Annotated in this window: 21 protein-coding genes and 1 pseudogene; 16 read left to right on the top strand and 6 right to left on the bottom strand. The window is 70.1% G+C overall.

Going from position 1 to position 26262, the window contains the following annotated elements; translation table 11 throughout:
* Positions 1 to 28: 28 nt before the first annotated feature.
* The 4 genes from OHA88_RS11590 to OHA88_RS11575 form a co-directional block, all read right to left on the bottom strand.
* A complete protein-coding gene (locus tag OHA88_RS11590) occupies positions 29 to 511 on the bottom strand; it encodes an RICIN domain-containing protein (protein WP_328625428.1) in 483 nt (160 codons plus the stop codon).
* A 90-nt stretch (positions 512 to 601) separates the two neighbouring features.
* Entirely contained in the window at positions 602 to 1438 is an 837-nt protein-coding gene (locus OHA88_RS11585; protein WP_328625427.1) for an aldo/keto reductase, read from the bottom strand.
* A gap of 107 nt (positions 1439 to 1545) precedes the next feature.
* Entirely contained in the window at positions 1546 to 3345 is a 1800-nt protein-coding gene (locus tag OHA88_RS11580; protein ID WP_328625426.1) for an AMP-dependent synthetase/ligase, read from the bottom strand.
* 228 nt (positions 3346 to 3573) lie between these two features.
* Positions 3574 to 4476 carry a LysR family transcriptional regulator gene (locus tag OHA88_RS11575; RefSeq protein WP_266999934.1) on the bottom strand — a complete coding sequence of 301 codons (903 nt, stop codon included), beginning with the start codon at positions 4474 to 4476 and terminating at the stop codon, positions 3574 to 3576.
* Between the two features lie 117 nt (positions 4477 to 4593).
* Here OHA88_RS11575 and OHA88_RS11570 point away from each other — a divergent pair, with 117 nt between their 5' ends.
* The gene (locus OHA88_RS11570) at positions 4594 to 5667 is read left to right on the top strand and encodes a bile acid:sodium symporter family protein (protein WP_328625425.1); all 1074 of its coding nucleotides are present in this window, start codon (positions 4594 to 4596) and stop codon (positions 5665 to 5667) included.
* 162 nt (positions 5668 to 5829) lie between these two features.
* Here the strand turns inward: OHA88_RS11570 and fdhD are convergent, their stop codons facing one another.
* Positions 5830 to 6678: a formate dehydrogenase accessory sulfurtransferase FdhD gene (gene fdhD / locus OHA88_RS11565; RefSeq protein WP_328625424.1), complete on the bottom strand. Its 849-nt coding sequence runs from the start codon at positions 6676 to 6678 to the stop codon at positions 5830 to 5832.
* Between the two features lie 10 nt (positions 6679 to 6688).
* Positions 6689 to 6856: pseudogene (locus OHA88_RS11560) on the bottom strand (2Fe-2S iron-sulfur cluster-binding protein); the annotation flags it as partial.
* Positions 6857 to 7082: 226 nt separating this feature from the next.
* On the opposite strand from OHA88_RS11560, the gene OHA88_RS11555 reads away from it, so the two are divergent.
* From OHA88_RS11555 to OHA88_RS11485, 15 genes are all read left to right on the top strand, one after another.
* Positions 7083 to 8039 (top strand): beta-ketoacyl-ACP synthase III, encoded by a 957-nt coding sequence (locus tag OHA88_RS11555; RefSeq protein WP_266999931.1) that lies wholly within the window; start codon positions 7083 to 7085, stop codon positions 8037 to 8039.
* Between the two features lie 64 nt (positions 8040 to 8103).
* Entirely contained in the window at positions 8104 to 8781 is a 678-nt protein-coding gene (locus OHA88_RS11550; protein WP_266999930.1) for a GntR family transcriptional regulator, read from the top strand.
* A gap of 318 nt (positions 8782 to 9099) precedes the next feature.
* Entirely contained in the window at positions 9100 to 9546 is a 447-nt protein-coding gene (locus OHA88_RS11545) for a MarR family winged helix-turn-helix transcriptional regulator (RefSeq protein WP_328625423.1), read from the top strand.
* A gap of 396 nt (positions 9547 to 9942) precedes the next feature.
* Positions 9943 to 11124, top strand: a complete 1182-nt coding sequence (locus OHA88_RS11540; RefSeq protein WP_030971973.1) for an ROK family transcriptional regulator — start codon at positions 9943 to 9945, stop codon at positions 11122 to 11124.
* 146 nt (positions 11125 to 11270) lie between these two features.
* The gene (locus tag OHA88_RS11535) at positions 11271 to 12806 is read left to right on the top strand and encodes a sugar ABC transporter ATP-binding protein (RefSeq protein ID WP_328625422.1); all 1536 of its coding nucleotides are present in this window, start codon (positions 11271 to 11273) and stop codon (positions 12804 to 12806) included.
* Positions 12803 to 13852, top strand: a complete 1050-nt coding sequence (locus OHA88_RS11530) for an ABC transporter permease (RefSeq protein WP_328625421.1) — start codon at positions 12803 to 12805, stop codon at positions 13850 to 13852. Before OHA88_RS11535 ends, OHA88_RS11530 begins: the two co-directional genes overlap by 4 nt.
* A gap of 97 nt (positions 13853 to 13949) precedes the next feature.
* Positions 13950 to 14987, top strand: coding sequence for a substrate-binding domain-containing protein (locus OHA88_RS11525; RefSeq protein ID WP_328625420.1), 1038 nt, complete (start codon positions 13950 to 13952; stop codon positions 14985 to 14987).
* A gap of 68 nt (positions 14988 to 15055) precedes the next feature.
* Positions 15056 to 16285 (top strand): Gfo/Idh/MocA family protein, encoded by a 1230-nt coding sequence (locus OHA88_RS11520; protein WP_328625419.1) that lies wholly within the window; start codon positions 15056 to 15058, stop codon positions 16283 to 16285.
* A 12-nt stretch (positions 16286 to 16297) separates the two neighbouring features.
* Positions 16298 to 17302 (top strand): sugar phosphate isomerase/epimerase family protein, encoded by a 1005-nt coding sequence (locus OHA88_RS11515; protein ID WP_328625418.1) that lies wholly within the window; start codon positions 16298 to 16300, stop codon positions 17300 to 17302.
* Positions 17303 to 17756: 454 nt separating this feature from the next.
* Positions 17757 to 21479: a ThuA domain-containing protein gene (locus OHA88_RS11510; RefSeq protein WP_328625417.1), complete on the top strand. Its 3723-nt coding sequence runs from the start codon at positions 17757 to 17759 to the stop codon at positions 21477 to 21479.
* A 143-nt stretch (positions 21480 to 21622) separates the two neighbouring features.
* Positions 21623 to 22741 (top strand): inositol-3-phosphate synthase, encoded by a 1119-nt coding sequence (locus OHA88_RS11505; protein ID WP_328625416.1) that lies wholly within the window; start codon positions 21623 to 21625, stop codon positions 22739 to 22741.
* The gene (locus OHA88_RS11500; RefSeq protein ID WP_328625415.1) at positions 22738 to 23859 is read left to right on the top strand and encodes an SCO3242 family prenyltransferase; all 1122 of its coding nucleotides are present in this window, start codon (positions 22738 to 22740) and stop codon (positions 23857 to 23859) included. Before OHA88_RS11505 ends, OHA88_RS11500 begins: the two co-directional genes overlap by 4 nt.
* A complete protein-coding gene (locus OHA88_RS11495; protein WP_328625414.1) occupies positions 23856 to 24737 on the top strand; it encodes a sugar phosphate isomerase/epimerase family protein in 882 nt (293 codons plus the stop codon). The genes OHA88_RS11500 and OHA88_RS11495 overlap by 4 nt, the downstream gene beginning before the upstream one ends.
* Positions 24734 to 25414, top strand: a complete 681-nt coding sequence (locus OHA88_RS11490) for an EboA domain-containing protein (RefSeq protein ID WP_443044367.1) — start codon at positions 24734 to 24736, stop codon at positions 25412 to 25414. Before OHA88_RS11495 ends, OHA88_RS11490 begins: the two co-directional genes overlap by 4 nt.
* Positions 25414 to 26262 (top strand): TatD family hydrolase, encoded by an 849-nt coding sequence (locus OHA88_RS11485; RefSeq protein ID WP_328625412.1) that lies wholly within the window; start codon positions 25414 to 25416, stop codon positions 26260 to 26262. The genes OHA88_RS11490 and OHA88_RS11485 overlap by 1 nt, the downstream gene beginning before the upstream one ends.

Here is a 26262-nt window from a genome sequence, read left to right as displayed (position 1 = left end):
TGATCCACCAGGGATTACGGGAAAGCCCTCAGCGCACCTGGGGCACCGGTTCCAACTGCCACCACTGGCCGGGGGAGTCGGTGTCCTCCCACTGCTGGACGTTGGCGCCGTCCGCGGTGCTGCCGTCGGCCACTTCGAGGACGAGTCCGCTGATGAAGCTGACCAGGGTCACGGTGCCCGGCGCATCCAGGTGCTGTTCGACCAGCCATTCCTGGGCGCCGTAGTTGTTGGCCTTCCACTGCTGGACATTGGCGCCGTTCTCCGTGGAGGCGTTGGCGACGTCCAGCCGTTTGCCGCTGTGCGCGTTGGTCAGGTGGTAGAGGGCGGCGCCCTCGTGCACCGGTGAGAGCTGCCAGTGCTGGGCGCCCGCCCCGTCCGGCTTCTCGCTGCCCTGCTGCACATTGGCGCCACTGCCCTTGGCGGAGCCGTACACCTCCAGCAGCAGCCCGCTGCCCACATTGCGCAGCCGGTACAGGCCCGGTTCGACGACGGGTGCGGTCTCCCCGCTCATGGTGCGGTCCTCCAGGTTCGGGCATACGGACGCCGCCCGGCGCGAGGCCGGGCGGCGGTTCCGCGTGATTCGGTCGTGGAGCGGCAGGGCTCAGGCGCCGAGGTTGAACTCGCCCGGGTTCGGGCCGATGCGCTTGCCCTCGTCCAGCGCGGCGAACGCGGCGAGGTCGTCGGCGTCCAGCTCGAAGCCGAACACATCGAGGTTCTCCGCGATCCGCGACGGCGTCACGGACTTCGGGATCACCACATTGCCTGTCTGGATGTGCCAGCGGAGCACCACCTGCGCGGGCGTGCGACCGTGCTTCTGGGCGACCGCGACGACCGTCGGGACCTCCAGGAGGCCCTTGCCCTGACCCAGCGGCGACCAGGCCTCGGTCGCGATGCCGTGCTTGGCGTGGAAGGCGCGGGACTCCGCCTGCTGGAGCTGCGGGTGCAGCTCGATCTGGTTGATCACGGGGACCACGGAGGTCTCGCCGAGCAGCCGCTCCAGGTGCTCGGGCAGGAAGTTCGAGACACCGATGGCCTTCGCGCGGCCGTCGGCGTAGATCTTCTCGAAGGCCTTGTACGTGTCGATGTACGCGTCCTTGGCCGGCACCGGCCAGTGGATCAGGTACAGGTCGACATAGTCGAGACCCAGCTTGTCGAGCGAGGCGTCGAACGCCCGCAGGGTGGCGTCGTAGCCCTGCTGGCTGTTCCACAGCTTCGTGGTGACGAACAGCTCTTCACGGGCGACACCGGAGGTGGCGATGGCCTCGCCCGTGCCCTGCTCGTTCTCGTAGATCGCGGCGGTGTCGATGCTCCGGTACCCGGACTCGATGGCTGTCCTGACCGCCTTCGCCGCCTCGGTGTCCGGCACCTGCCAGACACCGAAACCGAGCTGCGGCATCTCGACGCCATTGTTGAGGGTGATGGAGGGGACCTGGCTCACGAGCGGTCGATCCTTACGTCGTCGGTTTGGTATTCCCAGGGTCAACGATCACGGGCCGTGATGCATTCCCGGCGAGAGGCATTTCAGGATGGCGCCCCGGGTACGCCTCAGCGGTACAGCGCGTCCACCTCGGCGGCGTACGTCGTCTCGATCGCCTTCCGCTTCAGCTTCAGCGACGGGGTCAGCAGACCGTGCTCCTCGGTGAACTGATGCGCCAGTATCCGGAACGTACGGATCGACTCGGCCTGCGACACCGCCGTGTTGGCCGCCACCACCGCCCGCCGGACCTCCATCTCCAGATCCGGGTCGCGCACCAGGTCCGCCGCCCTCATCGGCGGCCGCCCCTGCATGGAGAGCCAGTGGTCCACGGATTCCTGGTCCACGGTCACCAGCGCCGCGATGTACGGCCGGTCGTTGCCGACCACGATGCACTGCGCGACCAGCGGATGCGCCCGCACCCGCTCCTCCAGACCGGCCGGCGACACACTCTTGCCGCCCGACGTCACCAGGATCTCCTTCTTCCGCCCGGTGATGGTCAGATAGCCGTCCTCGTCGAGCGCACCCAGGTCGCCGGTGGCCAGCCAGCCGTCGTGCAGCACCGCGTCGGTGGCCTTCGGGTCGCCCAGATAGCCGCCGAAGACATTCTGGCCGTACACCCATATCTCGCCGTCGTCGGCGATGTGCACGGTGGTGCCGGGGATCGGCTGCCCGACCGTGCCGTACCGGGTGCGCTCCGGCGGATTGGCGGTGGCCGCCGCAGTCGACTCGGTCAGTCCGTACCCCTCGTACACCGTGATGCCGGCGCCCTCGAAGAACAGACCGAGCTGCCGCTCCATCCCGGAGCCGCCCGACATGGCGTGCCGCACCCGGCCGCCCATTGCCTCGCGGACCTTCTTGTACACGACCTTGTCGAAGAACTGGTGCTGCATCCGCAGCCCCGGCGAGGGCCCCGGGCCGGTTCCGAACGCCTTGTGCTCCATCGCCTCCGCGTACCTCACCGCGACGTCGAAGGCCTTGTCGAACGGCCCGAGCTTGCCCTCCGCCTCGGCCTTGCGCCGGGCGCCGTTGAAGACCTTCTCGAAGATGTACGGCACCGCCAGGATGAACGTCGGCCGGAACGTCAGCAGGTCCGGCATCAGCGCCTTCGCCGACAGCTCCGGCTGGTGACCCAGCTTCACCCGGCCGCGGATCGCCGTGACCTCCACCATCCGGCCGAAGACATGCGCCAGGGGCAGGAAGAGGAGTGTGGCGGCCTCGTCGCCCGGTTTGGAGTGGAAGACCGACTCCCACCGGGAGGCCATGGTGTCCGTCTCGAACATGAAGTTGGCGTGGGTGATCACACAGCCCTTGGGCCGGCCCGTCGTACCCGAGGTGTAGATGATGGTCGCCACGGACTCGGGCGTCACCGCGCGCCGGTGCCGGTGCACCACCTCGTCCTCGACGTGGGTGCCCGCGTCGACGAGTTCGGTCACCGCGTCGGCATCCAGCTGCCACAGCCGCCTCAGCCCGGGCAGCCGGTCGATCACCGAGGCGACCGTCATCGCGTGGTCCTCGTGCTCGACCACGACGGCGGAGACATCGGCGTCGTGCAGCATCCAGAAGACCTGCTCGGCCGAGGACGTCGGGTAGATCGGCACGGACTGGGCACCGACCGTCCACAGCGCGAAGTCGAAGAGCGTCCACTCGTAGCGGGTTCGGGACATCAGCGCGACCCGGTCACCGAACCGGACTCCGTGGGCGATCAGCCCCTTGGCGAGGGCCAGCACTTCGTCACGGAACGTCGCGGCGGTGATGTCACGCCAGCGTCCGCTCGCGTCCTTCCGGCCGAGCGCAATCCGATGCGGGTCCTCCTCCGGGTAGTCGAAGACGACATCAGCCAGACCGCCGACGTGGGGCGCGGCCGCCATGGGTGGGACCGTGAACTCGCGCAATGAACTGCTCCTTGTGGCGCTCCGCACAGCGCCGTGACGCTACCTGATCGGGCGGCGCGGCGGGAGGGCCCGGAGGCTCCGGAAACCGTGGCATCTGCACAGGTCAGCCACAAATATCCGGCCACATGGGCAAGGCTCGGGCGCACATCTGACGGAGGAGTAAGTAGCTTGCGCCGGAATCTCCACCGAATCTGTACGCCTCGGTCACGCGCCCTCGCGGCCGCTTATTGCGTTGATCCCGCCGACGGAGCGCATCAGCCGGTCGCCTCCCGCCAGGATCGCCGCCGCGAGCGCGTCCGCCGCCTCCTGCGCCGCGTCCCGGCGGCGGCCGTGCAGCAGGACGAAGTCCACATCGCCGAGCTCCGGCAGACCCGCCCTGGCCGGCACCGGGGTCAGTCCCGGCGGGATGAGGCCGCGGGTGTGCGCCATCACGCCCAGCCCGGCATGGGCCGCCGCGATCAGTCCGCTGAGGCTCGTACTCGTACAGGCGACCCGCCACGACCGGCCGTGCTCCTCCAGCACCTCCAGGGCGCGCGCCCGGGTGATGCCCGGCGGCGGAAAGAGGACCAGCGGCACCGGACGGTCCGGATCGATCCGCACGTGCGGTGCGCCGATCCAGGTCAGCGTGTCCTGCCAGACCAGCTCACCGTGCGTGTCGCCGGTCCGCCGCTTGGCGAGGACCAGATCGAGCCGGCCCGCCGCCAGCTGCCGGTGCAGCGTCCCGGAGAGCTCCACGGTCAGCTCCAGCTCGACCTCAGGGTGGTCGCGGCGGAACGACTCCAGGATCTCCGGCATCCGGGTCAGCACGAAGTCCTCGGAGGCCCCGAACCGCAGCCGCCCGCGCAGCCGGGTACCGGTGAAGAACGCCGCTGCCCGCTCATGGGCCTGCAGGATCGTCCGGGCGAAGCCGAGCATCGCCTCGCCGTCCCCGGTGAGATCGACCCGGTGCGTGTCCCGGGTGAACAACTGCCGTCCCGTCGCGTCCTCGAGCCGGCGTACATGCTGGCTCACCGTGGACTGCCGCACGCCGAGCCGGCGGGCGGCCTGGGTGAAACTCAGCGTCTGGGCGACGGCGAGAAAGGTACGGAGCTGTGCAGGGTCGTACATAGTGCCAGGTTATCGCGATGCGTGATGACAGTGAGAGCGGTATGCGGGATTCCCGATTGCGGTGATCAAGAGCAAGATGGAGAGGGCACGACCTGAACGAGAGAACACGTGGAGCACATGAGCCGCCGCACCCTGAAGCTGCCGTCCTGGCTGCCGATCGACCCGTACATCCTGGCGCTGATCGGCACCGTCGCGCTTGCGGCGCTGCTGCCGGCGTCCGGGGGCGCCGCGGACGTGGCGGGCGGCGCATCGACCGGAGCGGTCGCCCTTCTCTTCTTCCTGTACGGGGCCCGACTCTCGACCGCCGAGGCGCTCGACGGACTCAAGCACTGGCGGCTCCACCTCACCGTCCTGATCTGCACGTTCGTCGCGTTCCCGCTGCTGGGCCTGGCGGGCGAAAGCCTGGTTCCGTACGTCCTGACGCCCCAGCTCTACAGCGGCTTCCTCTTCCTCTGTCTCGTCCCGTCGACCATCCAGTCGTCGATCGCGTTCACCTCGATCGCCCGCGGCAACGTGCCGGCGGCGATCTGCGCGGGATCCTTCTCCTCGCTCGCCGGGATCTTCCTCACCCCGCTGCTCGCCGCCGCGGTGCTCGGCAACAGCGGTGGCGGATTCTCGGCGGACGCACTGCTGAAGATCGGGGTCCAGCTGCTGCTGCCGTTCGTCGCCGGGCAGCTGCTGCGCCGCTGGATCGGCGGGTTCATCACCCGCCACAAGAAGGTGCTCGGCTATGTGGACCGGGGCTCGATCCTGCTGGTCGTCTACACCGCGTTCAGCGAGGGCATGGTCGCCGGCATCTGGCACCAGGTCACCCCGGCCCGGCTCGGTGCGCTGCTCGCCGCCGAAGCGGTGCTGCTCGCGCTGATGCTCACACTGACCTGGTACGGGGCGAAGCGGCTCGGCTTCGACCGCGGGGACCGGATCGCCATTCAGTTCGCCGGTTCGAAGAAGAGCCTGGCCGCTGGGCTGCCGATGGCGAGCGTGCTCTTCGGGGCACACGCGAGCCTGGCCGTGTTGCCGCTGATGCTCTTCCATCAGATGCAGCTGATGGTGTGCGCGGTGATCGCGAAGCGTCGCTCGCGCGACCCGTTGGATCCGCTCGACCCGCAGGATCCGCGGCAGGGGCACCGGGAGCGGCTCGGGACTTCGGCGAGCGGTGCCGTGGCGGAGGAGCCCGTCGCGGTGGGCTGACCGGCTCGCCCGTGGCGTGAGCTGCTGATCGGTGGTGCGGCCCGACGGCTCGTTCTACCGCCTCCGCACGGGCCGACGACATACTCACGGGGGCGGGACCGGCCGGCGCAGGGGGCGCTCCCCGCCGGCCGGATCCCTGACCCGTGTTGCGGGCCGGGCGGTTCAGCCCTGGCCGACCGTCGCCTCCAGGGCGATGCGGTGGTCACCCGCGTACACGTTCATGGACGGACCCCGCAGGAAGCCGACCAGGGTCAGTCCGGTCTCGGCAGCCAGATCGACGGCGAGCGACGACGGCGCCGAGACCGCGGCGAGCATCGGGATCCCGGCCATCACCGCCTTCTGGGCCAGCTCGAACGAGGCCCGCCCCGACACCAGCAGAATCGCCCGGGACAGTGGCAGCCGGTGGTCGGTCAGGGCCCGGCCGACGAGTTTGTCGACCGCGTTGTGCCGGCCGACGTCCTCCCGGACGTCGAGGAGTTCTCCCGTCTCGGTGAACAGCGCCGCAGCGTGCAGCCCCCCGGTCCGGTCGAAGACACGCTGCGACTCGCGCAGCCGGTCGGGAAGGGCCGAGAGCAGCGCGGGCTCCACACGGACCGGGGGAGTGTCGGCGATCGGGTGCCGGGTCGTGGTGCGGACCGCGTCGAGGCTCGCCTTGCCGCACAACCCGCAGGACGACGTCGTGTAGACGTTGCGCTCCAGCGTGATGTCGGGGACCTGCACGCCGGGCGCGAGCTTCACATCCACCACGTTGTACGTGTTCACGCCGTCCGCCGTCGCCCCCGCGCAGTACACGATGGACTGCACCTCGGAGCCGTCACCGATCACGCCCTCGCTGACGAGGAAGCCCGCGGCCAGTGCGAAGTCGTCGCCCGGCGTACGCATTGTGATCGCCAGCGGCCTGCCGTTCAGCCGGATCTCCAGAGGCTCCTCGGCGACGAGTGTGTCGGGGCGGGCGGAGACCACTCCGTCCCGGATGCGAATGGTGCGGCGGCGCTCGGTGACCCGTCCCATGGCGGTTAACCCGATTCTGTACGTGTTGGAAGCCGAAACGGCCCTTGATGCAGAGGTTGCCGTGGGTCACCGGGTTGTCGTGTGAGGTGACCTCGACGATCTCATTGTCCTGCACATGGAGTGTGACGCTGCATCCCACGCCGCAGTGGGCGCAGACGGTGGTGGTCTCCGTCCGGGACGGCGATTTTCACGGGGCTCTCCGTTCGGTGAGGGACCGAGCGAGGGAACAGGAGACGATGTCAAGTCGACAGAATATTGTCTACAGTATGTGTTGAGGGCGGTCAAGGGTGTTGTCAAGCCTCCAAGCCTCGGCCGGTAATCCTGTGGGATCACGTGCACTCGTACCGGGCGGTAGCCACCAAGACTGGATAGTTCCTGCCATACGTAGCGAGGGGAACCTCTACATGACCGGCTCACGTGTCGTGGCGCTCGGCCACTACCAGCCCGCCAGGGTGCTCACCAACGACGACTTGGCGGCCATGGTCGACACCAGCGACGAGTGGATCACCAGTCGCGTCGGAATCAAGACCCGCCATGTGGGAGGCCCTGACGAGCCGGTGGACGAGATGGCCGCGCACGCGGCGGCCAAGGCGCTCGCCACGGCCGGTCTGCTCCCCACCGACATCGATCTGGTCCTCGTCGCGACCTCCACCGCCATGGACCGTTCGCCGAGCATGTCGGCTCGGGTCGCCGCCCGTCTCGGCATGGGTTCGCCGGCCGTGATGGACATCAACGTGGTCTGCTCCGGCTTCACCCACGCCCTCGCCACCGCGGATCACGCCGTCCGGGCGGGCGCCGCGACCCGTGCGCTGGTGATCGGCGCCGACAAGATGGCCGACATCGCCGACTGGACCGACCGCTCCACCTGTGTCCTGCTCGGCGACGGCGCGGGCGCCGCGGTCGTGGTCGCGGATCCGCGGGGCGATGCGGACGCCGCGCCCGGAATCGGTCCCGTGCTGTGGGGTTCGGTGCCGGAGATGGGGCGTGCGGTGCGGATCGAGGGGACGCCGCCGCGCTTTGCCCAGGAGGGGCAGTCCGTCTACCGCTGGGCCACCACTCAGCTGCCGCCCATCGCGCGCAAGGTGTGCGAAAGGGCCGGGGTCGCCCCCGAGGATCTCGCTGCGGTGGTACTGCATCAGGCCAATTTGCGGATCATCGAACCGGTCGCCCGGAAGATCGGTGCGGTCAACGCCGTCATCGCCCGGGATGTGGTGGATTCGGGCAATACCTCCGCCGCTTCCATCCCCATGGCGCTGTCGAAACTGGTCGAACGGGGTGAGGTCGAGAGCGGTGCTCCGGTGCTGCTTTTCGGGTTCGGCGGGAATCTTTCGTACGCCGGTCAGGTGATCCGCTGTCCCTGAGCCCCATTGTGCTCGGTAGACTGTAGACGATAAGCAGTTGCTCGTCGCCCGGAGGGGGACCGCGATGTTGTCCACAGGACTGCCGCAAGGGGCTGTGCCGAAGCTGGAACGGCCCGGTCCGCTGCGCGAGCGTGTCTACGAGGCGCTGCTCGAACTGATCACCACGCGTGCGCTCCGCCCCGGCCAGCATCTGGTCGAGAGCGAACTCGCGGGACACCTCGGCGTGTCCCGGCAGCCGGTGCGCGAGGCGTTGCAGCGGTTGAACACCGAGGGCTGGGTCGATCTGCGGCCCGCGCAAGGTGCGTTCGTCCATGAACCCACCGAGGAGGAGGCGGACCAGCTGCTGTCGGTCCGTACGCTCCTGGAGGCCGAGGCCGCCCGGCTGGCCGCGGCCAACTCGGGCACGGCCGGCATCGCCGCGCTCGAAGAGCTCTGCGCCAAGGGTGAGCAGGCCGTCGCCGACGACGATGTGGATCTCGCTGTCGCCACCAATGCCGCGTTCCACGCCAAGGTCATGGAGCTGGCGGGCAATGTCGTCCTCGCCGAGCTCGCCGGGCAGGTGGACCGCCGGGTCCGCTGGTACTACACCCCGGTGGCCCGCCAGCGCGGCACCCAGTCCTGGATCGAGCACCGCGCACTGATTGCGGCGATCTCCTCGCGGGACGAACAGCGGGCCACGGAGATCATGCGGACGCACACGGAACACACGCGCAAGACGTACCACCAGCGCGAAAAGGGCTAGAGCGAACCAGCGAACCGAAGGAGTCGCGGGCGGCCACGTGATGAGGCCGCCCGCGATCCGGTCCGTGATGGTCGCGGAAGCAACGTCGTGTTCGCGTCGACCGGGCCCCGATGGCGCCGGACGACCAGCACGATCGAGACGCGGCCACCTCGGAGGCGGCCTGCTGCGAAACGGCGGACCCCGGCTGCGCTGCCGCCCGCACGGGGATGAAGGAAGCGACGACCGCAGCCGCGAGACCCACGCCGGAGCCGATCGGATATCTACTGGCAGGTGACCTTCCCGAAGGGAAGGCAAGCCCGCGGCCGAAGGAAACCCTGCGTGGACATGCCCCTTGACCGGATCGAGTTCGAGACCATGCTTCTCGGCCGGTACATGCATCTGCTCACCAACCGGGGGAGCGGGCGACTCGACCGCAGCGCCTACATCCTCCTCAGCCGCATCCAGGCCGAGGGCCCGCTGTCCATCAGTCAGCTCAGCGACGCTTTCGGTCTGGACACCTCCACCCTCAACCGCCAGACCGCCGCCATGCTGCGAGCCGGTGTCGTCGAGCACATCCCCGACCCCGAGGGTGGCATCGCCCGCAAGTTCGCCATCACCGCCGAAGGCAAGCGCCGCCTGGACGGCGACCGGGCCGAGAACGTGAACGGCCTGGCCCATGTGCTGGCCAACTGGACACCCGAGGAGGCGGCCCAGCTCGCGCACTGCCTCGGGCGCCTCAATCGCGACATCGAGCGCCTCGACGGCCGCCCCTGGCCCCGCGACTGAACGCGGCCGCCATTCCCGACCGGGAGTTCAGGGCGACGTGGGCGGCAGCGCGGGCGGGAGAGGGTGAGGCCGACCCGGCTCGCCCGGTAGAGAGCCGTCGAGAAGTCGGCGACCTCGATGTGCGGTCGATTCGATGTGCGGTCAAGGTGTGTGCGGCTCCGGGCGGCCCGTTCCGGCGCCGCTGACTTCCCTGCCGCGCCGCGCCAGGTGTACGTCCCCAAGGCGTCCGTGCCGAAAGCGGGCCCACCACTCCGTCGAACGGCTCTTTGTCCTGGGTGTGGAGAAAGTTGTAGCGGATTCCTGCGCAACTTCTTCCCACTCCCGGCAACCGCTGCTACGTTCCACTCGAAAGCCCGACGGATGAGCCGATGTGGCGGGGAGGGGCGCGTGAGACGTATGACGGCACGACCCGCGAATGCGCATCAGGCGCGACTGCTCCGGCTGTTGCGCGACGACGGGCCCAACTCACGGGCGCAGCTGGGGGATCAGATCGATCTCTCCCGCTCCAAGCTCGCCGTCGAGGTGGACAGGCTGCTGGAGACCGGACTTGTCGTGGCCGACGGACTCGCCGCCTCCCGCGGCGGGCGTCGCTCGCACAACATCCGGCTTGCTCCCGCACTGCGCTTCCTCGGCGTCGACATCGGTGCCACATCGATCGATGTGGCGGTCACCAACGCGGAGTTGGAAGTCCTGGGTCACCTCAACCACCCCATGGACGTACGTGAAGGACCCGTCGCCGTCTTCGAGCAGGTGCTGTCCATGGCGGCCAAGCTCCGGGCCTCCGGGCTCGCGGAAGGATTCGACGGCGCGGGCATCGGCGTACCGGGACCGGTCCGCTTCCCCGAAGGCGTACCGGTCGCACCCCCGATCATGCCCGGCTGGGACGGCTTCCCGGTCCGCGAGGCGCTCAGCCAGGAACTGGGCTGCCCCGTCATGGTCGACAACGATGTGAACCTGATGGCGATGGGGGAGCAGCACGCAGGCGTCGCGCGCTCCGTGGGCGACTTCCTCTGCGTCAAGATCGGTACCGGCATCGGCTGCGGCATCGTCGTCGGCGGCGACGTCTACCGCGGTACGACGGGCAGCGCGGGCGACATCGGCCATATCCAGGTCGAACCCGACGGGCGCGCCTGCGCCTGCGGCAACCGGGGCTGCCTGGAGGCCCACTTCAGCGGCGCGGCGCTGGCCCGCGACGCCGAGGACGCGGCGCGCACGGGACAGTCCCAGGAGCTCGCGGCCCGACTGGAGGCGGCGGGCCGGCTCACCGCCGCCGATGTGGCCGCCTCGGCGGCCGCCGGTGACGCGACCTCGCTCGACCTGATCCGCGAGGGCGGCAACCGGGTCGGTCAGGTCATCGCCGGACTGGTCAGCTTCTTCAACCCCGGACTGGTGGTGATCGGAGGTGGCGTGACCGGCCTCGGTCACACGCTCCTCGCCAGCGTCCGGACCCAGGTCTACCGGCAGTCCCTGCCGCTGGCCACCGGAAATCTCCCTATCGTGCTGGGCGAGTTGGGGCCGACCGCCGGAGTCATCGGCGCCGCCCGGCTCATCAGCGACCACCTGTTCTCACCGGCCTGATCCTCGGCCGGCTGTACGGCACCAGAGATCCATCGGCAACTGAGCACCACCCGCACCTGGTACAGCCCTGCCCGCTCACCGGCCCTTCCCCAAGCTCTCGGCTTCGCTCGAGCAGGGGAGACCCCATTTCGCCGAGGGGATTTGTCATGGCACCACAACCACCCCTGCTCACCATGTCCGGCATCACCAAATCGTTCCCCGGTGTGCGCGCTCTCGACGGCGTGGACCTGGAGGTCCAGGCCGGTGAGGTCCACTGTCTGCTCGGGCAGAACGGCGCCGGCAAGTCCACCCTCATCAAGGTGCTCGCCGGAGCCCACCAGCCCGACGACGGCGAGATCGCCTGGCGCGGCGCGCCCGTCGCGCTGAAGTCGCCGATCGCCGCCATGCGCCTCGGCATCGCCACCATCTACCAGGAACTCGACCTGGTCGAGGGCCTCTCGGTCGCCGAGAACATCTTCCTCGGCCATGAACCCACCACCGCCCGCTTCATCGTCCGTACCCGCGAGGGCCGGACGGCGGCCGCCGCACTGCTGAAGCGCCTCGGCCACCCCGAGATCGATCCCGCCCGCCCGGTCGGCGCGCTCTCCGCGGCCCAGCAGCAGATCGTCTCCATGGCACGGGCGCTCTCCCACGACGTACGCCTCATCGTGATGGACGAGCCGTCCGCGGCCCTCGACCCCGACGAGGTCGACAACCTCTTCCGTATCGTCGCCTCACTCACCGCCGACGGCGTCGCGGTCGTCTACATCTCCCACCGGCTGGAGGAGATCCGCCGGATCGGCGACCGGGTGACCGTGCTGAAGGACGGGCGTGCCGTCGCGGTCGGTCTGCCGGCCAAGTCCACCCCGACACGGGACATCGTTGCCATGATGACCGGCCGCAATGTCGAGTACGTCTTCCCGCAGCGCCCCGAGACGTCCGCGGAGGTCACGGAGGCCGCCCGGCAGGAACCCGTACTCACCGTCGAAGGACTCGCCAGGGAAGGGGAGTTCGCACCGCTCGACCTCGCACTGCGGCCCGGCGAGATCGTCGGCCTCGCCGGCCTGGTCGGCTCCGGGCGCTCCGAGATCCTGGAGACGATCTACGGCGCCCGCAGGCCGAGCGCGGGCCGGGTCCTGGTCGGCGGGCGGCCACTGCGCCCCGGCAGCGTCCGCGCCGCCGTCGCCGCAGGCATCGGGCTCGCCCCCGAGGAACGCAAGGCGCAGGCCCTGCTGATGCTCGAATCCGTCACCCGCAATGTCTCCGTCTCCTCCATGTCCCGTTTCTCCAGGGCAGGTTGGCTCGACCGGGGGGCCGAGCGCCGGGCGGCCCGCACCGCCACCCGCGAACTGTCGCTGCGCCCCGACAACCCGGACACCCCCGTCCGTACTCTCTCCGGCGGCAACCAGCAGAAGGCCGTCCTGGCCCGCTGGCTGCTGCGCGGCTGCCGGGTGCTGCTGCTCGACGAACCGACCCGCGGTGTAGACGTCGGCGCCCGCGCCGAGCTCTACGCCGTGATCCGCCGGCTGGCCGACGAAGGCCTCGCCGTCCTGCTGGTCTCCAGCGAAGTGCCCGAAGTGCTGGGCCTCGCCGACCGGGTGCTGGTGCTCCGTGAGGGCCGCGTCGTGCATACGGCGGACGCCCGGGAGCTCGACGAGCACCGCGTACTCGACCTCGTGATGGAAGGGAGCCCGACGTCATGACACAGCCCGTCTCCTCGGCGCAGCACGGTGGGCCGGACAAGGTGGTCCCGCCCGCCCCCGCCTCGGTGCCGCCCTCGAAGGGCCGCGGACTGCGCGCTCTAGGGGTGCGCACGGACGTCCGTAACCTGTCGCTGCTCGGAGTCCTCGCCGTACTGATCGCCGTCGGCGGGTTCACCGAACCCGACGCCTTCCTGGACACCGGGAACCTGCAGCTGATCCTGACCCAGGCGTCCGTCATCGGCGTCGTCACCGTCGGCATGACGTTCGTCATCACCAGCGGCGGCATCGATCTGTCGGTCGGTGCCATGGTCGCGCTCGCCTCGGTCTGGGCGACCACGCTCGCCACCCAGGAGTACGGCTTCGCAGGCATCCTCTTCACCGCCGTGCTCGTCGGACTCGGCGCCGGACTCGTCAACGGGCTGCTGATCGCTTACGGGAGGATGGTGCCGTTCATCGCGACGCTCGCCATGCTCGCCTCGGCCCGCGGTCTCGCCCTGCTGCTCACCGACGGCAAGACGCAGATCGTCACCGTGCAGTCGGTCCTGGACCTGGGGCTGCCCGACTCGTACATCCTCGGCATCCCGCCCCTGGTGATGGTCTTCGCCGCGGCCACCGTCATCGGCTGGCTGGTGCTGAACCGCACGACGTTCGGGCGCCGCACGGTCGCGGTCGGCGGCAACGCGGAAGCGGCCCGGCTCGCCGGTATCGACGTCACCAGGCAGCGGCTCTATCTGTACCTGCTCTCCGGGCTGTGCTGCGGCATCGCCGCCTTCATGCTGATCATCCTGTCCGGCTCGGGACAGAACACCAACGGCAACCTGTACGAGCTCGACGCCATCGCCGCCGCGATCATCGGCGGCACCCTGCTCAGCGGCGGACGCGGCACGATCGTCGGATCCGTCCTCGGTGTCCTCGTCTTCACCACCATCACCAATATCTTCGCTCTCAACAATCTGCAGAGCGATGTCCAGCAGATCGCCAAGGGCGCGATCATCGTCGCCGCCGTCCTGGTCCAGGGCCGAACCTCGGCCCACGGGGAGACCTGAGCCCCCGGGCTCTCCCACCCCCAGCCCACCCCATCCCATTCCGCCCCACCCGCAGTTCCGCATGCCACCCACGCACCGGATGAAGGGTTCCACAGCCATGCCAGAAACCAGCCGCAGAGGACTGCTCTTCGGCACCGCAGCCGTCTCCGCGGGCGCCGTCCTCACCGCCTGCACCAGCAACGAGCCCAAGAAGTCGCAGACCGCACAGAGCAATCAGCCGGCCGCCGACAACAAGCCCGGCAAGCCCGTCACCATCGGCTTCGCCGGTCCGCAGGCCGACCACGGGTGGCTCAACGCCATCAATGAGAACGCCAAGTCGCAGGCGGAGAAGTACTCCGAGGTGACCCTGGAGATCACCGAGGGCTCCAACGACACCGCCGCCCAGATCGGCCAGGTCAAGACCCTCATCAACAAGAAGGTCGACGTCCTCGTCATCCTCCCGGCCGACGGCAAGGCGCTCACCCAGGTCGGCCTGGAAGCGATGAAGGCGGGCATCCCCGTCATCAACCTGGACCGCATTTTCGCCTCACCGCAGGCCTACCGCTGCTGGGTCGGCGGCGACAACTACGGCATGGGCCTCAACGCCGGTACGTACATCGGCGAACAGCTCAAGGACAAGCCGAACGCCAAGGTCGTCGAGCTCGCGGGCATCGACAACCTGGAGCTCACCAAGCAGCGCAGCCAGGGCTTCGCCGATGCTCTCAAGAACTACCCCAACGTGAAGCTGGTCGCCCGGCAGGCCGCCGAGTTCACCGTCGAGTCCGGCCAGGCGAAGATGGCTCAACTCCTGCAGGCGCAGAAGAAGTTCGACGCTCTGTGGAACCACGACGACGACCAGGGTGTCGGCGCGCTGCGTGCCATCCAGCAGGCCGGCCGGGACGAATTCCTGATGGTCGGCGGCGCGGGCGCCAAGTCCGCCATGGACGCCATCAAGGCCGACAACAGCGTCCTGAAGGCCACCGTCCTCTACCCGCCGACGATGGCCGCGTCCGCCATCGACCTGGCGCGCGCACTCGGACAGGGCAAGGGCATCGGCGGCCTCTCGGAACTGGAGATCCCGACCAGCCTCACGCTCTACTCCGCCGTCGTCACCAAGGACAACATCGACCAGTACCTGCCGACGGGCTTCAGCTGATCCGCAGTCCAGGAGGGTGCTGACCCTCCTGTCGCCCCCACCGAACGACCGATGAGGAGGAAGCCCGTATGGCCCGTAGGGAAGAGACGGAGCAGGAAGCCGCAGCGCCGCCGTCGACAGAGCCGGAGGCGACGCTCGGCGTCGGCATGGTCGGATACGCGTTCATGGGCGCCGCCCACTCCCAGGGGTGGCGCACCGCGGGACACGTCTTCGACCTGCCGATGAGGCCGGCTCTCGCCGCGATCTGCGGACGGGACCGTACGGCGGTCACCGCCGCCGCCGAACGGCACGGCTGGGCGGCGGCGGAGACCGACTGGCGCGCCCTGATCGCCCGGGACGACGTCCAGCTCGTCGACATCTGCACCCCCGGCGACAGTCATGCGGAGATCGCCATCGCCGCCCTGGAGGCCGGCAAACACGTGCTGTGCGAGAAGCCGCTCGCCAACACGGTCGCCGAGGCGGAGGCCATGACCGAGGCCGCGGAACGGGCCAGGGCTCGCGGCCAGGTGGCGATGGTCGGCTTCAACTACCGCAAGGTGCCGGCGATCGCGTACGCACGGAAGCTGATCGCCGACGGCAGGCTCGGCGCCCTGCGGCACGTACGGGCCACGTACCTCCAGGACTGGCTGGTCGACCCGGAGTCGCCGCTCACCTGGCGGCTCGAGCGCGAACACGCCGGATCCGGTGCGCTCGGCGACCTGGGGGCGCACATCATCGACCTCGCCCAGTATCTGGCGGGGGAGTTGCTGGTGGGGGTGTCGGCGGTGTCCGAGACGTTCGTACGGGAGCGCCCCGTGCTCGCCGGAGCGTCGGCGGGACTCTCGGGCGTCGCGAGCAGCGAGGCCCGAGGGGCGGTCACCGTCGACGACGCGGCCGTGTTCACCGGCAGGCTCACCTCCGGAGCGCTGGCCTCGTTCGAGGCGACCCGGATGGCGGCGGGCCGCAAGAACGCGCTGCGGCTGGAGCTCAACGGGGAGCGCGGCTCGCTCGCCTTCGATCTGGAGCGGCTCAACGAACTGTCCTTCCACGATCACACCGAACCGGCCGCCACGGCCGGGTTCCGCCGCATCCTCGTCACCGAGCCCGAACACCCGTACCTGGAGGCATGGTGGCCGCCGGGCCACGCCCTCGGCTACGAGCACACCTTCATCCACCAGGCCCGCGACCTCGTCCGGACGATCGCCGAAGGGACGGACCCGGTGCCGTCGTTCGCCGACGGGCTCCAGGTGCAGCGGGTGCTCGCGGCCGTGGAGGAGAGCGCCGAGAAGAACTCCGTCCACACTCCCGTACAGCTCTAGGAGGTCCCGCGCATGCCCCGTCCCTTCACTCTCTTCACCGGCCAGTGGGCCGACCTGCCGCTGGAGGAGGTCTGCCGGCTCGCCCGTGACTTCGGCTACGACGGGCTCGAACTCGCCTGCTGGGGCGATCACTTCGAGGTCGACAAGGCACTCAACGACCCCGGCTACCTGGCAGGGCGGCACCAGCTGCTCGACAAGTACGGGCTGAAGTGCTGGGCGATCTCCAACCACCTCGTCGGCCAGGCCGTCTGCGACAACCCGATCGACGAACGGCACCAGGGCATCCTGCCTGCCAGGATCTGGGGCGACGGTGAGCCCGAAGGGGTACGGCGCAGGGCCGCCGAGGAGATCAAGAACACCGCCCGCGCGGCCGCGGCCTTCGGGGTCCGCACCGTCATCGGCTTCACCGGCTCGTCGATCTGGCACCTGGTGGCGATGTTCCCGCCGGTGCCGCCGCGGATGATCGAGCGGGGGTACGAGGACTTCGCCGAACGCTGGAACCCGATCCTCGACGTGTTCGACGCGGAGGGCGTGCGGTTCGCCCACGAGGTGCATCCCAGCGAGATCGCGTACGACTACTGGACCACGCACCGGGCCCTGGAGGCCGTCGACCACCGTGCCGCGTTCGGGCTGAACTTCGACCCGAGCCACTTCGTCTGGCAGGACCTCGATCCGGTCGGCTTCCTCTACGACTTCCGGGACCGGATCTACCACGTGGACTGCAAGGAGGCGCGCAAACGCCTCGACGGACGCAACGGCCGCCTCGGCTCGCACCTTCCCTGGGGCGACCCACGGCGTGGCTGGGACTTCGTCTCCGGCGGGCACGGTGATGTGCCGTGGGAGGACGTGTTCCGGATGCTCCGGTCGATCGGCTACGAGGGGCCGATCTCGGTGGAGTGGGAGGACGCCGGGATGGACCGGCTCGTGGGTGCGCCGGAAGCGCTTGCCACGATGAAGCGGTATGACTTCGACCCGCCGGCGGCGTCGTTCGACGCGGCGTTCGGAGGCGGCGACTGACGGTTTCCGGGGGCTCCGCCCCCGGATCTCCGCTCCTCGATTGCCGGAGGGCCGGCAATCCGGACTCGGCTCCGGTGGCCCGCTCGGGCGGGAGAAACCAAGCCTGCCCGGTGTTTGAGGGCACCTTGTTCAGCGCGCCCGGCGATTGAGGACCGCCGGGCCCGGGGCGCAGCCCCGGTTCGGGCAGGGGAAAGGCCCGACGGCAGCAAGCGCGCCGTCGGGGCGGTCCCGGCTGCCCTCATCCCTCTTTGTCCTCCAGCAGGAAAAAGTTCAACTCAACTGCTGTGCAAGGGCTTTCCGCCCCGGACGAACAGGTCTACCGTCCCTGTGGTGTACACGAAATGACTCACGTCGCTGGGGCCCCACCAGGCCCCGGGTGACCTGCGCGGCAGTCCCCGCGCGGAACGGCTCGGCTCCACCCGCCCGTACAACCGGCACTCTCCGGAGGACACTCGTGCACAGAAGCAGAACCAGAATCCGGCCCCGACTCCGCAAGTCCCTCGCCCTGCTCACCGGCGGCCTGCTCACCGCAGCCACCCTCGCCCTGGGCGCCCCCGGCGCCTCCGCGTCGGGCCCGGTCTCGCCGGCAGCCACCGACGCCGCGGCGGCCGCGGGCGAGGACTTCCAGCAGGTCACCCTCGCCAAGGGCGCCGCCGAAACCGGCGAACCCATGTCGCTGGCCGTACTCCCGGACCGCAGCGTCCTGCACACCTCGCGCAGCGGCGAGCTGCGGATCACCGACAGCGCCGGCAACACCAAGGTCTCCGGCGTGCTCCCGGTCTACTCGCACGACGAGGAAGGCCTCCAGGGCGTCGGCATCGACCCGGACTTCGACAAGAACCGGGCGATCTACCTCTACTACGCGCCCCCGCTGGACACCCCGTCCGGCGACGCCCCGGAGACCGGCACCGCCGCCGACTTCGCCAAGTTCGACGGCGTCAACCGGCTCTCCCGCTTCGTCCTCAAGGAGGACGGCACCCTCGACCTGAGCAGCGAGAAGAAGGTCCTCGACGTCAAGACGTCGCGCGGCATCTGCTGCCACGTCGGCGGCGACATCGACTTCGACGCACAGGGCAACCTGTACCTGTCGACCGGTGACGACTCCAACCCCTTCGCCTCCGACGGCTACACGCCGATCGACGAACGCCCCGACCGCAACCCGGCGTTCGACGCCCGTCGCACCTCGGGCAACACCAACGACCTGCGCGGCAAGATCCTCCGGATCAAGGTCGCCGACGACGGCTCGTACACCATCCCCGAGGGCAACCTCTTCGCCCCGGGCACGGACAAGACCCGGCCCGAGATCTACGCGATGGGCTTCCGCAACCCGTTCCGCTTCAGCGTAGACAAGGCCACCGGCATCGCATACGTCGGCGACTACGGTCCCGACGCGGGTGCGGCCGACCCGAAGCGCGGACCCGGCGGACAGGTCGAGTTCGCCCGGGTGACGAAGGCGGGCAACTTCGGCTGGCCGTTCTGCACGGGGAAGAACGACCCCTTCATCGACTACGACTTCGCGACGAAGACGTCCGGAGCGGCCTTCGACTGCGCCGCCCCGAAGAACACCTCGCCGCACAACACCGGTCTGGTCGACCTGCCCCCGGCGCAGCCCGCCTGGATCCCGTACGACGGCGGATCCGTGCCCGAGTTCGGTACCGGCTCCGAGTCGCCGATGGGCGGCCCCGTCTACCACTACGACGCCGACCTCGACTCGCCCGTGAAGTTCCCCGAGGCGTACGACGGGGACTTCTTCGCCGGTGAGTTCGGCCGGCAGTGGATCAAGCGCATCGAGCAGGACGGCGACGGCAACGTCCAGTCCATCAACGACATCCCGTGGTCCGGGACCCAGGTGATGGACATGGCCTTCGGCCCGGACGGCGCACTGTACGTCCTGGACTACGGCGTCTCCTGGTTCGGCGGCGACGAGCACTCCGCGCTCTACCGCATCGAGAACGCCACCGGCGGCCACTCGCCGGTCGCCGAAGCCTCCTCCAACAAGACGTCCGGCACCGCACCGCTGAAGGTGCAGTTCTCCTCCGCGGGCACCACGGACTCCGACAACGACGCGCTCACCTACGCCTGGGACTTCGGCGACGGCGGTACGTCGACCGCTGCGAACCCCACGTACACGTACAAGAAGAACGGCACCTACACCGCGACCGTCACCGCCAAGGACCCCACCGGCCGGACCGGTTCGGCGAGTGTCCATGTGACCGTCGGCAACACCGCACCCAAGGTGAACCTGGAACTCCCCGGTGACGGACAGCTGTTCAGCTTCGGCGACGACATCCCGTTCAAGGTGACCGTCACCGACCCCGAGGACGGCACCATCGACTGCTCCAAGGTCCAGGTCAGCTTCGTGCTCGGCCATGACAGCCACGGCCACCCGATCACCACGGAGCACGGCTGCTCCGGCACCATCAAGACCGAGATGGACGGCGGACACGACCCGAACGCCAACATCTTCGGAGTCATCGACGCCTCGTACACCGACGGCGGAGGCGGTGGCCAGGCCGCACTCAGCGGCCACGACCAGTCGCAGCTCCAGCCCCGCCACCGGCAGGCCGAGCACTTCACCGAGTCGTCCGGCATCCGGACCTACGACAAGGCGGCTGCGCACGGCGGCAAGACGGTCGGCGACATCGACAACGACGACTGGATCGCCTTCAAGCCGTACATCCTCGGAGACTCCACCAAGCTCACCGCCCGGATCTCGTCCGGCGGCGCGGGCGGATTCCTCGAAGTACGGGCCGGCTCCGCGACCGGCAAGATCCTCGGCTCCGCACCGGTGCCGGTGACCGGCGGCTGGGAGAACTTCCAGGACATCGACGTACCGCTGCGCGGCGTCCCGAAGCAGGCCACCGAACTCTTCCTGGTCTTCAAGGGCGGCGAGGGCGCGCTCTACGACATCGACGACTTCGAGCTCTCCAACAGCGCGCCCGACCGGACCGCCAAGCGGGTCCTGGTCTTCTCGAAGACCGCCGGCTTCCGGCACGACGCCATTCCCGAGGGCGTCGCAGCACTGAAGGAACTCGGCGCGAGCAGCAACATCACCGTCGACGCCACCGAAGAAGCAGGCCAGTTCACCACCAGCAACCTGGCCCGCTACGACGCCGTGGTCTTCCTCTCCACGACCGGTGACGTCCTCAACGCCGACCAGCAGAAGGCGTTCGAGAACTACATCGCCACCGGCGGTGGCTACATGGGCGTGCACGCCGCCGCGGACACCGAGTACGACTGGGCGTTCTACGGCGGGCTCGTCGGCGCGTACTTCGCCGGACACCCCGCGATCCAGCCCGTCACCGTCCGCGTCGAGGACCACAAGCACCCGGCCACCGCCCACCTCGACGACGCCTGGGTCCGCACCGACGAGCTGTACAACTACCGCACCAACCCGCGGGACAAGGTGAAGGTCCTCGCCACGCTCGACGAGACGACCTACACCGGCGGCACCATGAAGGGCGATCACCCGATCACCTGGTGCCAGTCCTACGGGGGCGGCCGCTCCTTCTACACCGGACTCGGCCACACCAAGGCGTCGTACGCCGAACCGGCCTTCCGCCAGCTCCTCCTCGGCGGCGTCCGCTACGCGGCCGGACAGGTCAAGGCCGACTGCAAGCCGGACACCGGCTACCGGTCGATCTTCAACGGCAAGACGCTCGAAGGGTGGAAGCAGGCCGGCCCCGGCAAGTTCAACGTCGTCGACGGTGAACTCCGCTCCGAGGGCGGCATGGGTCTCCTCACCTACCAGGCCAAGGAGCTCGGGTCGTACTCGCTGAAGCTCGACTGGAAGATGGCGGGCGACGACAACTCCGGAGTCTTCGTCGGCTTCCCGGAGTCCAACGACCCCTGGTCCGCGGTGAACAACGGCTACGAGGTCCAGATCGACGCCACCGACGCGCCCGACCGCACCACGGGCTCCGTCTACACCTTCAAGGCGGCGAACATCAAGGCCCGCGACCAGGTCCTGCGGCCGCCCGGCCAGTGGAACAGCTACGAGATCAAGGTCCAGGGTGAACGGCTCCAGGTCTTCCTGAACGGGGTCAAGATCAACGACTTCACCAACACCGATCCCGTACGCAGCCTGAAGGACGGCTACATCGGCCTCCAGAACCACGGAGCCGACGACCAGGTGTCCTTCCGCAACATTCAGTTGAAGGAGCTGCCCGCCACGTAGGGGCGACAGCCGCAGTCCGACGGCGGGCGGGGCAAAGGCCCTACCCCGCCCGCCGTCACCACCTCTTCCCGACCCGCCCCGATCTGATCAGCGCCGCTCCTTTCGTACTGCCCAGCAAGGATCCCCAGCCAGGGAGGCAGCCCGTGTCAGCACATGCCGTTCGTACCGGAGTCTGGTTCATCGGAGCACGAGGCTCCGTCGCCACCACCGCCACGGCGGGCTGCGCAGCCGTCACAGCGGGGCTCCACCCGGCGGCGGGCATGGTCACCGAGACCGCGCCCTTCGCCGACAGCGGGCTGCCGGCACTGAACTCCCTGGTCTTCGGCGGACACGACACCGTCGGCTGTCCGCTGCCCAAACGGGCCGAGGCACTGGCCGCCGGGGGAGTGCTGCCGCACGGACTGCCCTCGGCGGTACGGGCCGAACTCGCGGCCGCCGACACGGAGATACGCCCCGGCGGGCCGCTGCCCGGCGACACCCGTACGGACGAGGAACTCATCGCGGCGTTCACCGCCGACCTCACCGACTTCGGCCGCCGCAACGAACTCGCCCGCACCGTCGTGGTCAACGTTGCCTCGACGGAGCCGGTCCCGTCACCCGCAGACCACCGGCTGCCCGCCAGCTCGCTCTACGCCGCCGCGGCGCTCCGGGCCGGCTGCCCCTACATCAACTTCACCCCCTCCACCGGGCTGCGCACCCCCGCGCTCCAGGACGCCGTCGCGGACTGCGGACTTCCTCACGCAGGCCGCGACGGCAAGACGGGACAGACGCTGCTCCGCTCCGTACTCGCCCCGATGTTCGTGCAACGCGCCCTGCCCGTACGGGCCTGGTCCGGCACGAATCTGCTGGGCGGCGGGGACGGGGCGGCGCTGGCCGACCCGGGCGCGGCGGCGGCCAAGAACGCGGGCAAGGAACGCGTCCTCGCCGACACACTGGGCACCACGCCCGAGGGCGAGGTCCACATCGACGACGTACCCGCACTCGGCGACTGGAAGACGGCCTGGGACCACATCGCGTTCGACGGCTTCCTCGGGGCGCGCATGGTCCTCCAGACGACCTGGCAGGGCTGCGACTCGGCGCTGGCCGCCCCGCTGGTACTGGACCTGGCGCGACTGCTGGCCCGCGCCCACGAAGCGGGTCTGACGGGCCCGCGGCCCGAACTCGGCTTCTACTTCAAGGACCCGGACGGCGGCCCCGCCGCACTCTCCGAGCAGTACCTGCAGCTCCTGGCTTTCGCCGAACGACTGCGGGGGCAGAAGTGAAGGCCGCAGTTCGGGCCTGGGCCGAACTGCTCAGGGTCTCGGCGCTGTTCACCGTCCCCGGCGACGCGCTCGCCGGGGCGGCGGCCCTGGGCCGCCGCCCCGACCGAGGCACCGCGCTGGCGGTCGGCGCCTCCCTGTGCCTGTACGAGGCGGGCATGGCCCTCAACGACTGGGCCGACCGCGACGAGGACGCCATCGACCGCCCGCACCGCCCGATCCCTTCGGGCCGGATCACCCCCGGCGCGGCCCTCGCGGCAGCCGGCGCCCTGACGGCTGCCGGCCTGACCCTGGCCGCCCGCGCGGGCCGCCCGGCCCTGACGGTGGCCACCGGCCTGGCGGCAACGGTCTGGGCCTACGACCTCCATCTGAAGCACACCCAGGCGGGTCCGGCAGCGATGGCGGGGGCACGCGCACTGGACCTGCTGCTGGGCGCGACGGCGACGGCGGGGACGGGTGCGGGGTACGTGGGCGTCGAGCGCCCGGTGAGTACGACCGGCGCGTCGCACGCCGCCCGCAGCGCCGGCACCGTCCTTCCCACGCGCACCGCCCGCATCCTGCGCGGCGCCCGCGCCCTGGGCCGTGCCCGCGTCGCGGGCCCTGCCCAGTCCATGGGCCCGGCCCGCACCACCAGCCCCGACGTCCGTGCCGCCGTACCCGCCGCCGCCCTGCTCGGTGCGCACACCTACGCCGTCACCGCCGTCTCCCGACACGAGGCACAGGGCGGTTCCACCGTCGCGCCCCTCGGCGCGCTCGCGGCGATCGTCGCGCTCGGCGCCGCCGCGGTGCGCGAGCAGCGCGGGTCCCGGGGCCTGCCCCCGGTTCCGGGAAGGGGCGGGCCTGGTGACCACCACCGGCCCCGGTCCGCAGCACCCGCCCCCCGCCTCCTCCTCACCGCGCTCACCGCCGCCTACCTCCGGACCGCCGCCGAGCCCCTCCTGCACGCCACCCTCAACCCGTCCCCGCCCCTCACCCAGCGCGCCGTCGGCGGCGGCATCCGGGCGATGATCCCGCTCCAGGCCGTGCTCGCCGCCCGCGCCGGAGCGTCCGGCACCGGGCTCGCCGTCATGGGGCTCGTCCCCCTTGCCCGCACACTCGCCCGGAAGGTGAGCCTCACATGACGATCCGCCTCGGCTACGGCACCAACGGGCTCACCGACCTCCGCCTGGACGACGCCCTGGGACTCCTCGCGGACCTCGGCTACGACGGCGTCGGCCTCACCCTCGACCACATGCACCTCGACCCCTTCGCCCCGGATCTCGCCGCCCGCACCCGGCACGTGGCGGACAGGCTCGGCCGGCTGGGGCTCGGCGTGACCATCGAGACGGGGGCCCGCTATGTCCTCGACCCGCGCCGCAAGCACGGCCCGTCCCTCCTCGACCCGGACCCGGAGGCCCGTGCCGCCCGCACCCGGCTGCTGCTGCGGGCCGTCGACGTCGCCGCCGACCTCGGCGCCCACGCCGTGCACTGCTTCAGCGGCATCACCCCACCCGAGACCCCATCGGACACGGCCTGGCAGCGGCTGACCGACGCCCTCGCACCGGTGCTCGACGCCGCCGCCCGCACCGGCGTCCCGCTCGCCATCGAGCCCGAGCCCGGCCATCTCCTCGCCACTCTCTCGGACTTCCACCACCTGCGCGTCCTCAGTGGCGACCCCGAACCTCTCGGGCTCACCCTCGACATCGGGCACTGCCAGTGCCTCGAACCGGCCGCGCCCGTCGACTGTGTCCGTGCTGCCGCCCCCTGGCTGCGGCACGTCCAGATCGAGGACATGCGCCGGGGCGTCCATGAGCACCTCCCGTTCGGCGACGGCGAGATCGACTTCCCGCCCGTACTCGACGCGCTCGACGCCCTCGGCGACACCGGATACCGCGGCCTCACCGTCGTCGAACTGCCCCGCCACTCCCACGCGGGCCCCGAACTGGCCAGGACCTCCATCGAGTTCCTGCGCGACCGCATCCCGTCGAAGTCCTCGAAGGGAGCAACACCGTGCCGATGACCCGTAAGCAACTCGACGCACAGCTCGGCGGCGCCGCGCGCGCCTGGCTCGACGAGGCCCTCGCCGAGGCCGCGCACAGCGCATTCCACGAGGACAGCGCGGACACGGCGTCGGCCGGCCGCTACGCCGTCCCTCCTTGGGAGCTGCGGTTCGCCGCCGCCGGCCGGCACTGCGGACTCGAGTACGCCGACTCCGCACGCGCCCTGCTGCTCCTCGAAGCCCGCGCCGGCCTGCCCGCCGTGACCAGACTCTACGAACAGGGCACCGCCGCCGAACGGCGCGCCGTCCTCCTCACCCTGCACCGGCTGGACCTCGGCCCCACCGCCCTTCCGCTCGTCGAGGACGCCCTGCGCACCAACGACACCCGGCTGGTCGCCGCCGCCGTCGGCCCGTACGCCGCCGTCCATCTCGATGCGCACCAATGGCGGCACGCCATCCTCAAGTGCCTCTTCACCGGCGTCCCCGTCGACGCCGTCGACGGACTGGCCCGGCGCGCCGGCGGTGACGCGGAACTCGCCCGCATGCTCGGCGACTTCGCCGCCGAACGCACCGCGGCCGGCCGCACCGTCCCGCACGACCTGAGCCGCGTCCTCGCCCTCACGGCCCCCGCACCCTTCCCCGAGCACTCGAACATTCCCGAGCAGGGGCGACCCCAACCCCCCACGGAGGAGTCCTGATGCGCATCTTCGACCCCCACATCCATATGACATCCCGCACCACGGACGACTATCAGGCGATGTACGACGCGGGTGTCCGCGCCCTCGTCGAACCCTCCTTCTGGCTCGGCCAGCCCCGCACCTCGCCCGCCAGCTTCTTCGACTACTTCGACGCCCTGCTCGGCTGGGAGCCCTTCCGGGCCGCCCAGTACGGCATCGCCCACCACTGCACGCTCGCCCTCAACCCCAAAGAGGCGAACGACCCCCGCTGCACCCCTGTCCTCGACGCCCTGCCCCGCTACCTCGTCAAGGACTCCGTCGTCGCCGTCGGAGAGATCGGCTACGACTCCATGACCCCGGCCGAGGACACCGCCCTCGCCGCCCAGCTCCAGCTCGCCGCCGACCACGGGCTGCCCGCCCTCGTCCACACCCCGCACCGGGACAAGCTCGCCGGCCTGCACCGCACCATCGACGTCGTCCGCGAGTCCCACCTCCCTCCGGAGCGGGTCCTGCTGGATCACCTCAACGAGACGACCGTGAAGGACGCCGTCGACAGCGGCTGCTGGGCCGGCTTCTCCATCTACCCCGACACCAAGATGGACGAGGACCGCATGATCGCGATCCTCAAGACCCATGGTACGGAGAAGATCCTGGTCAACTCGGCCGCCGACTGGGGCAGGAGTGACCCCCTCAAGACCCGCAAGGTCGGCGATGCCATGCTCGCCGCCGGGTTCAGCGACGACGATGTCGATCAGGTGCTCTGGCGCAATCCCGTCGCCTTCTACGGTCAGAGCGGCCGACTCCAGCTCGACCTCACCGTGCCCGATCAGTTGCACGAGGGGAACTCCATCCTCCGCGGCGGGGAGTGA

This window comes from Streptomyces sp. NBC_00353 (assembly GCF_036108815.1).
Classification (GTDB): domain Bacteria; phylum Actinomycetota; class Actinomycetes; order Streptomycetales; family Streptomycetaceae; genus Streptomyces.
This window is presented reverse-complemented; position numbering and strand designations above follow the sequence as displayed.

What these genes read in the sequence shown, in the direction of transcription:
- OHA88_RS11515 (WP_328625418.1), top strand. Translation starts at nt 16,298, where the DNA reads ATGCCCCGTCCCTTCACTCTCTTCACCGGCCAGTGGGCCGACCTGCCG.
- OHA88_RS11490 (WP_443044367.1), top strand. Translation starts at nt 24,734, where the DNA reads ATGACCCGTAAGCAACTCGACGCACAGCTCGGCGGCGCCGCGCGCGCC.
- OHA88_RS11520 (WP_328625419.1), top strand. Translation starts at nt 15,056, where the DNA reads ATGGCCCGTAGGGAAGAGACGGAGCAGGAAGCCGCAGCGCCGCCGTCG.
- OHA88_RS11535 (WP_328625422.1), top strand. Translation starts at nt 11,271, where the DNA reads ATGGCACCACAACCACCCCTGCTCACCATGTCCGGCATCACCAAATCG.
- OHA88_RS11550 (WP_266999930.1), top strand. Translation starts at nt 8,104, where the DNA reads ATGTTGTCCACAGGACTGCCGCAAGGGGCTGTGCCGAAGCTGGAACGG.
- OHA88_RS11485 (WP_328625412.1), top strand. Translation starts at nt 25,414, where the DNA reads ATGCGCATCTTCGACCCCCACATCCATATGACATCCCGCACCACGGAC.
- OHA88_RS11570 (WP_328625425.1), top strand. Translation starts at nt 4,594, where the DNA reads ATGAGCCGCCGCACCCTGAAGCTGCCGTCCTGGCTGCCGATCGACCCG.
- OHA88_RS11495 (WP_328625414.1), top strand. Translation starts at nt 23,856, where the DNA reads ATGACGATCCGCCTCGGCTACGGCACCAACGGGCTCACCGACCTCCGC.
- OHA88_RS11525 (WP_328625420.1), top strand. Translation starts at nt 13,950, where the DNA reads ATGCCAGAAACCAGCCGCAGAGGACTGCTCTTCGGCACCGCAGCCGTC.
- OHA88_RS11580 (WP_328625426.1), bottom strand. Translation starts at nt 3,345, where the DNA reads ATGGCGGCCGCGCCCCACGTCGGCGGTCTGGCTGATGTCGTCTTCGAC.
- OHA88_RS11530 (WP_328625421.1), top strand. Translation starts at nt 12,803, where the DNA reads ATGACACAGCCCGTCTCCTCGGCGCAGCACGGTGGGCCGGACAAGGTG.
- OHA88_RS11555 (WP_266999931.1), top strand. Translation starts at nt 7,083, where the DNA reads ATGACCGGCTCACGTGTCGTGGCGCTCGGCCACTACCAGCCCGCCAGG.
- fdhD (WP_328625424.1), bottom strand. Translation starts at nt 6,678, where the DNA reads ATGGGACGGGTCACCGAGCGCCGCCGCACCATTCGCATCCGGGACGGA.
- OHA88_RS11575 (WP_266999934.1), bottom strand. Translation starts at nt 4,476, where the DNA reads ATGTACGACCCTGCACAGCTCCGTACCTTTCTCGCCGTCGCCCAGACG.
- OHA88_RS11540 (WP_030971973.1), top strand. Translation starts at nt 9,943, where the DNA reads ATGACGGCACGACCCGCGAATGCGCATCAGGCGCGACTGCTCCGGCTG.
- OHA88_RS11590 (WP_328625428.1), bottom strand. Translation starts at nt 511, where the DNA reads ATGAGCGGGGAGACCGCACCCGTCGTCGAACCGGGCCTGTACCGGCTG.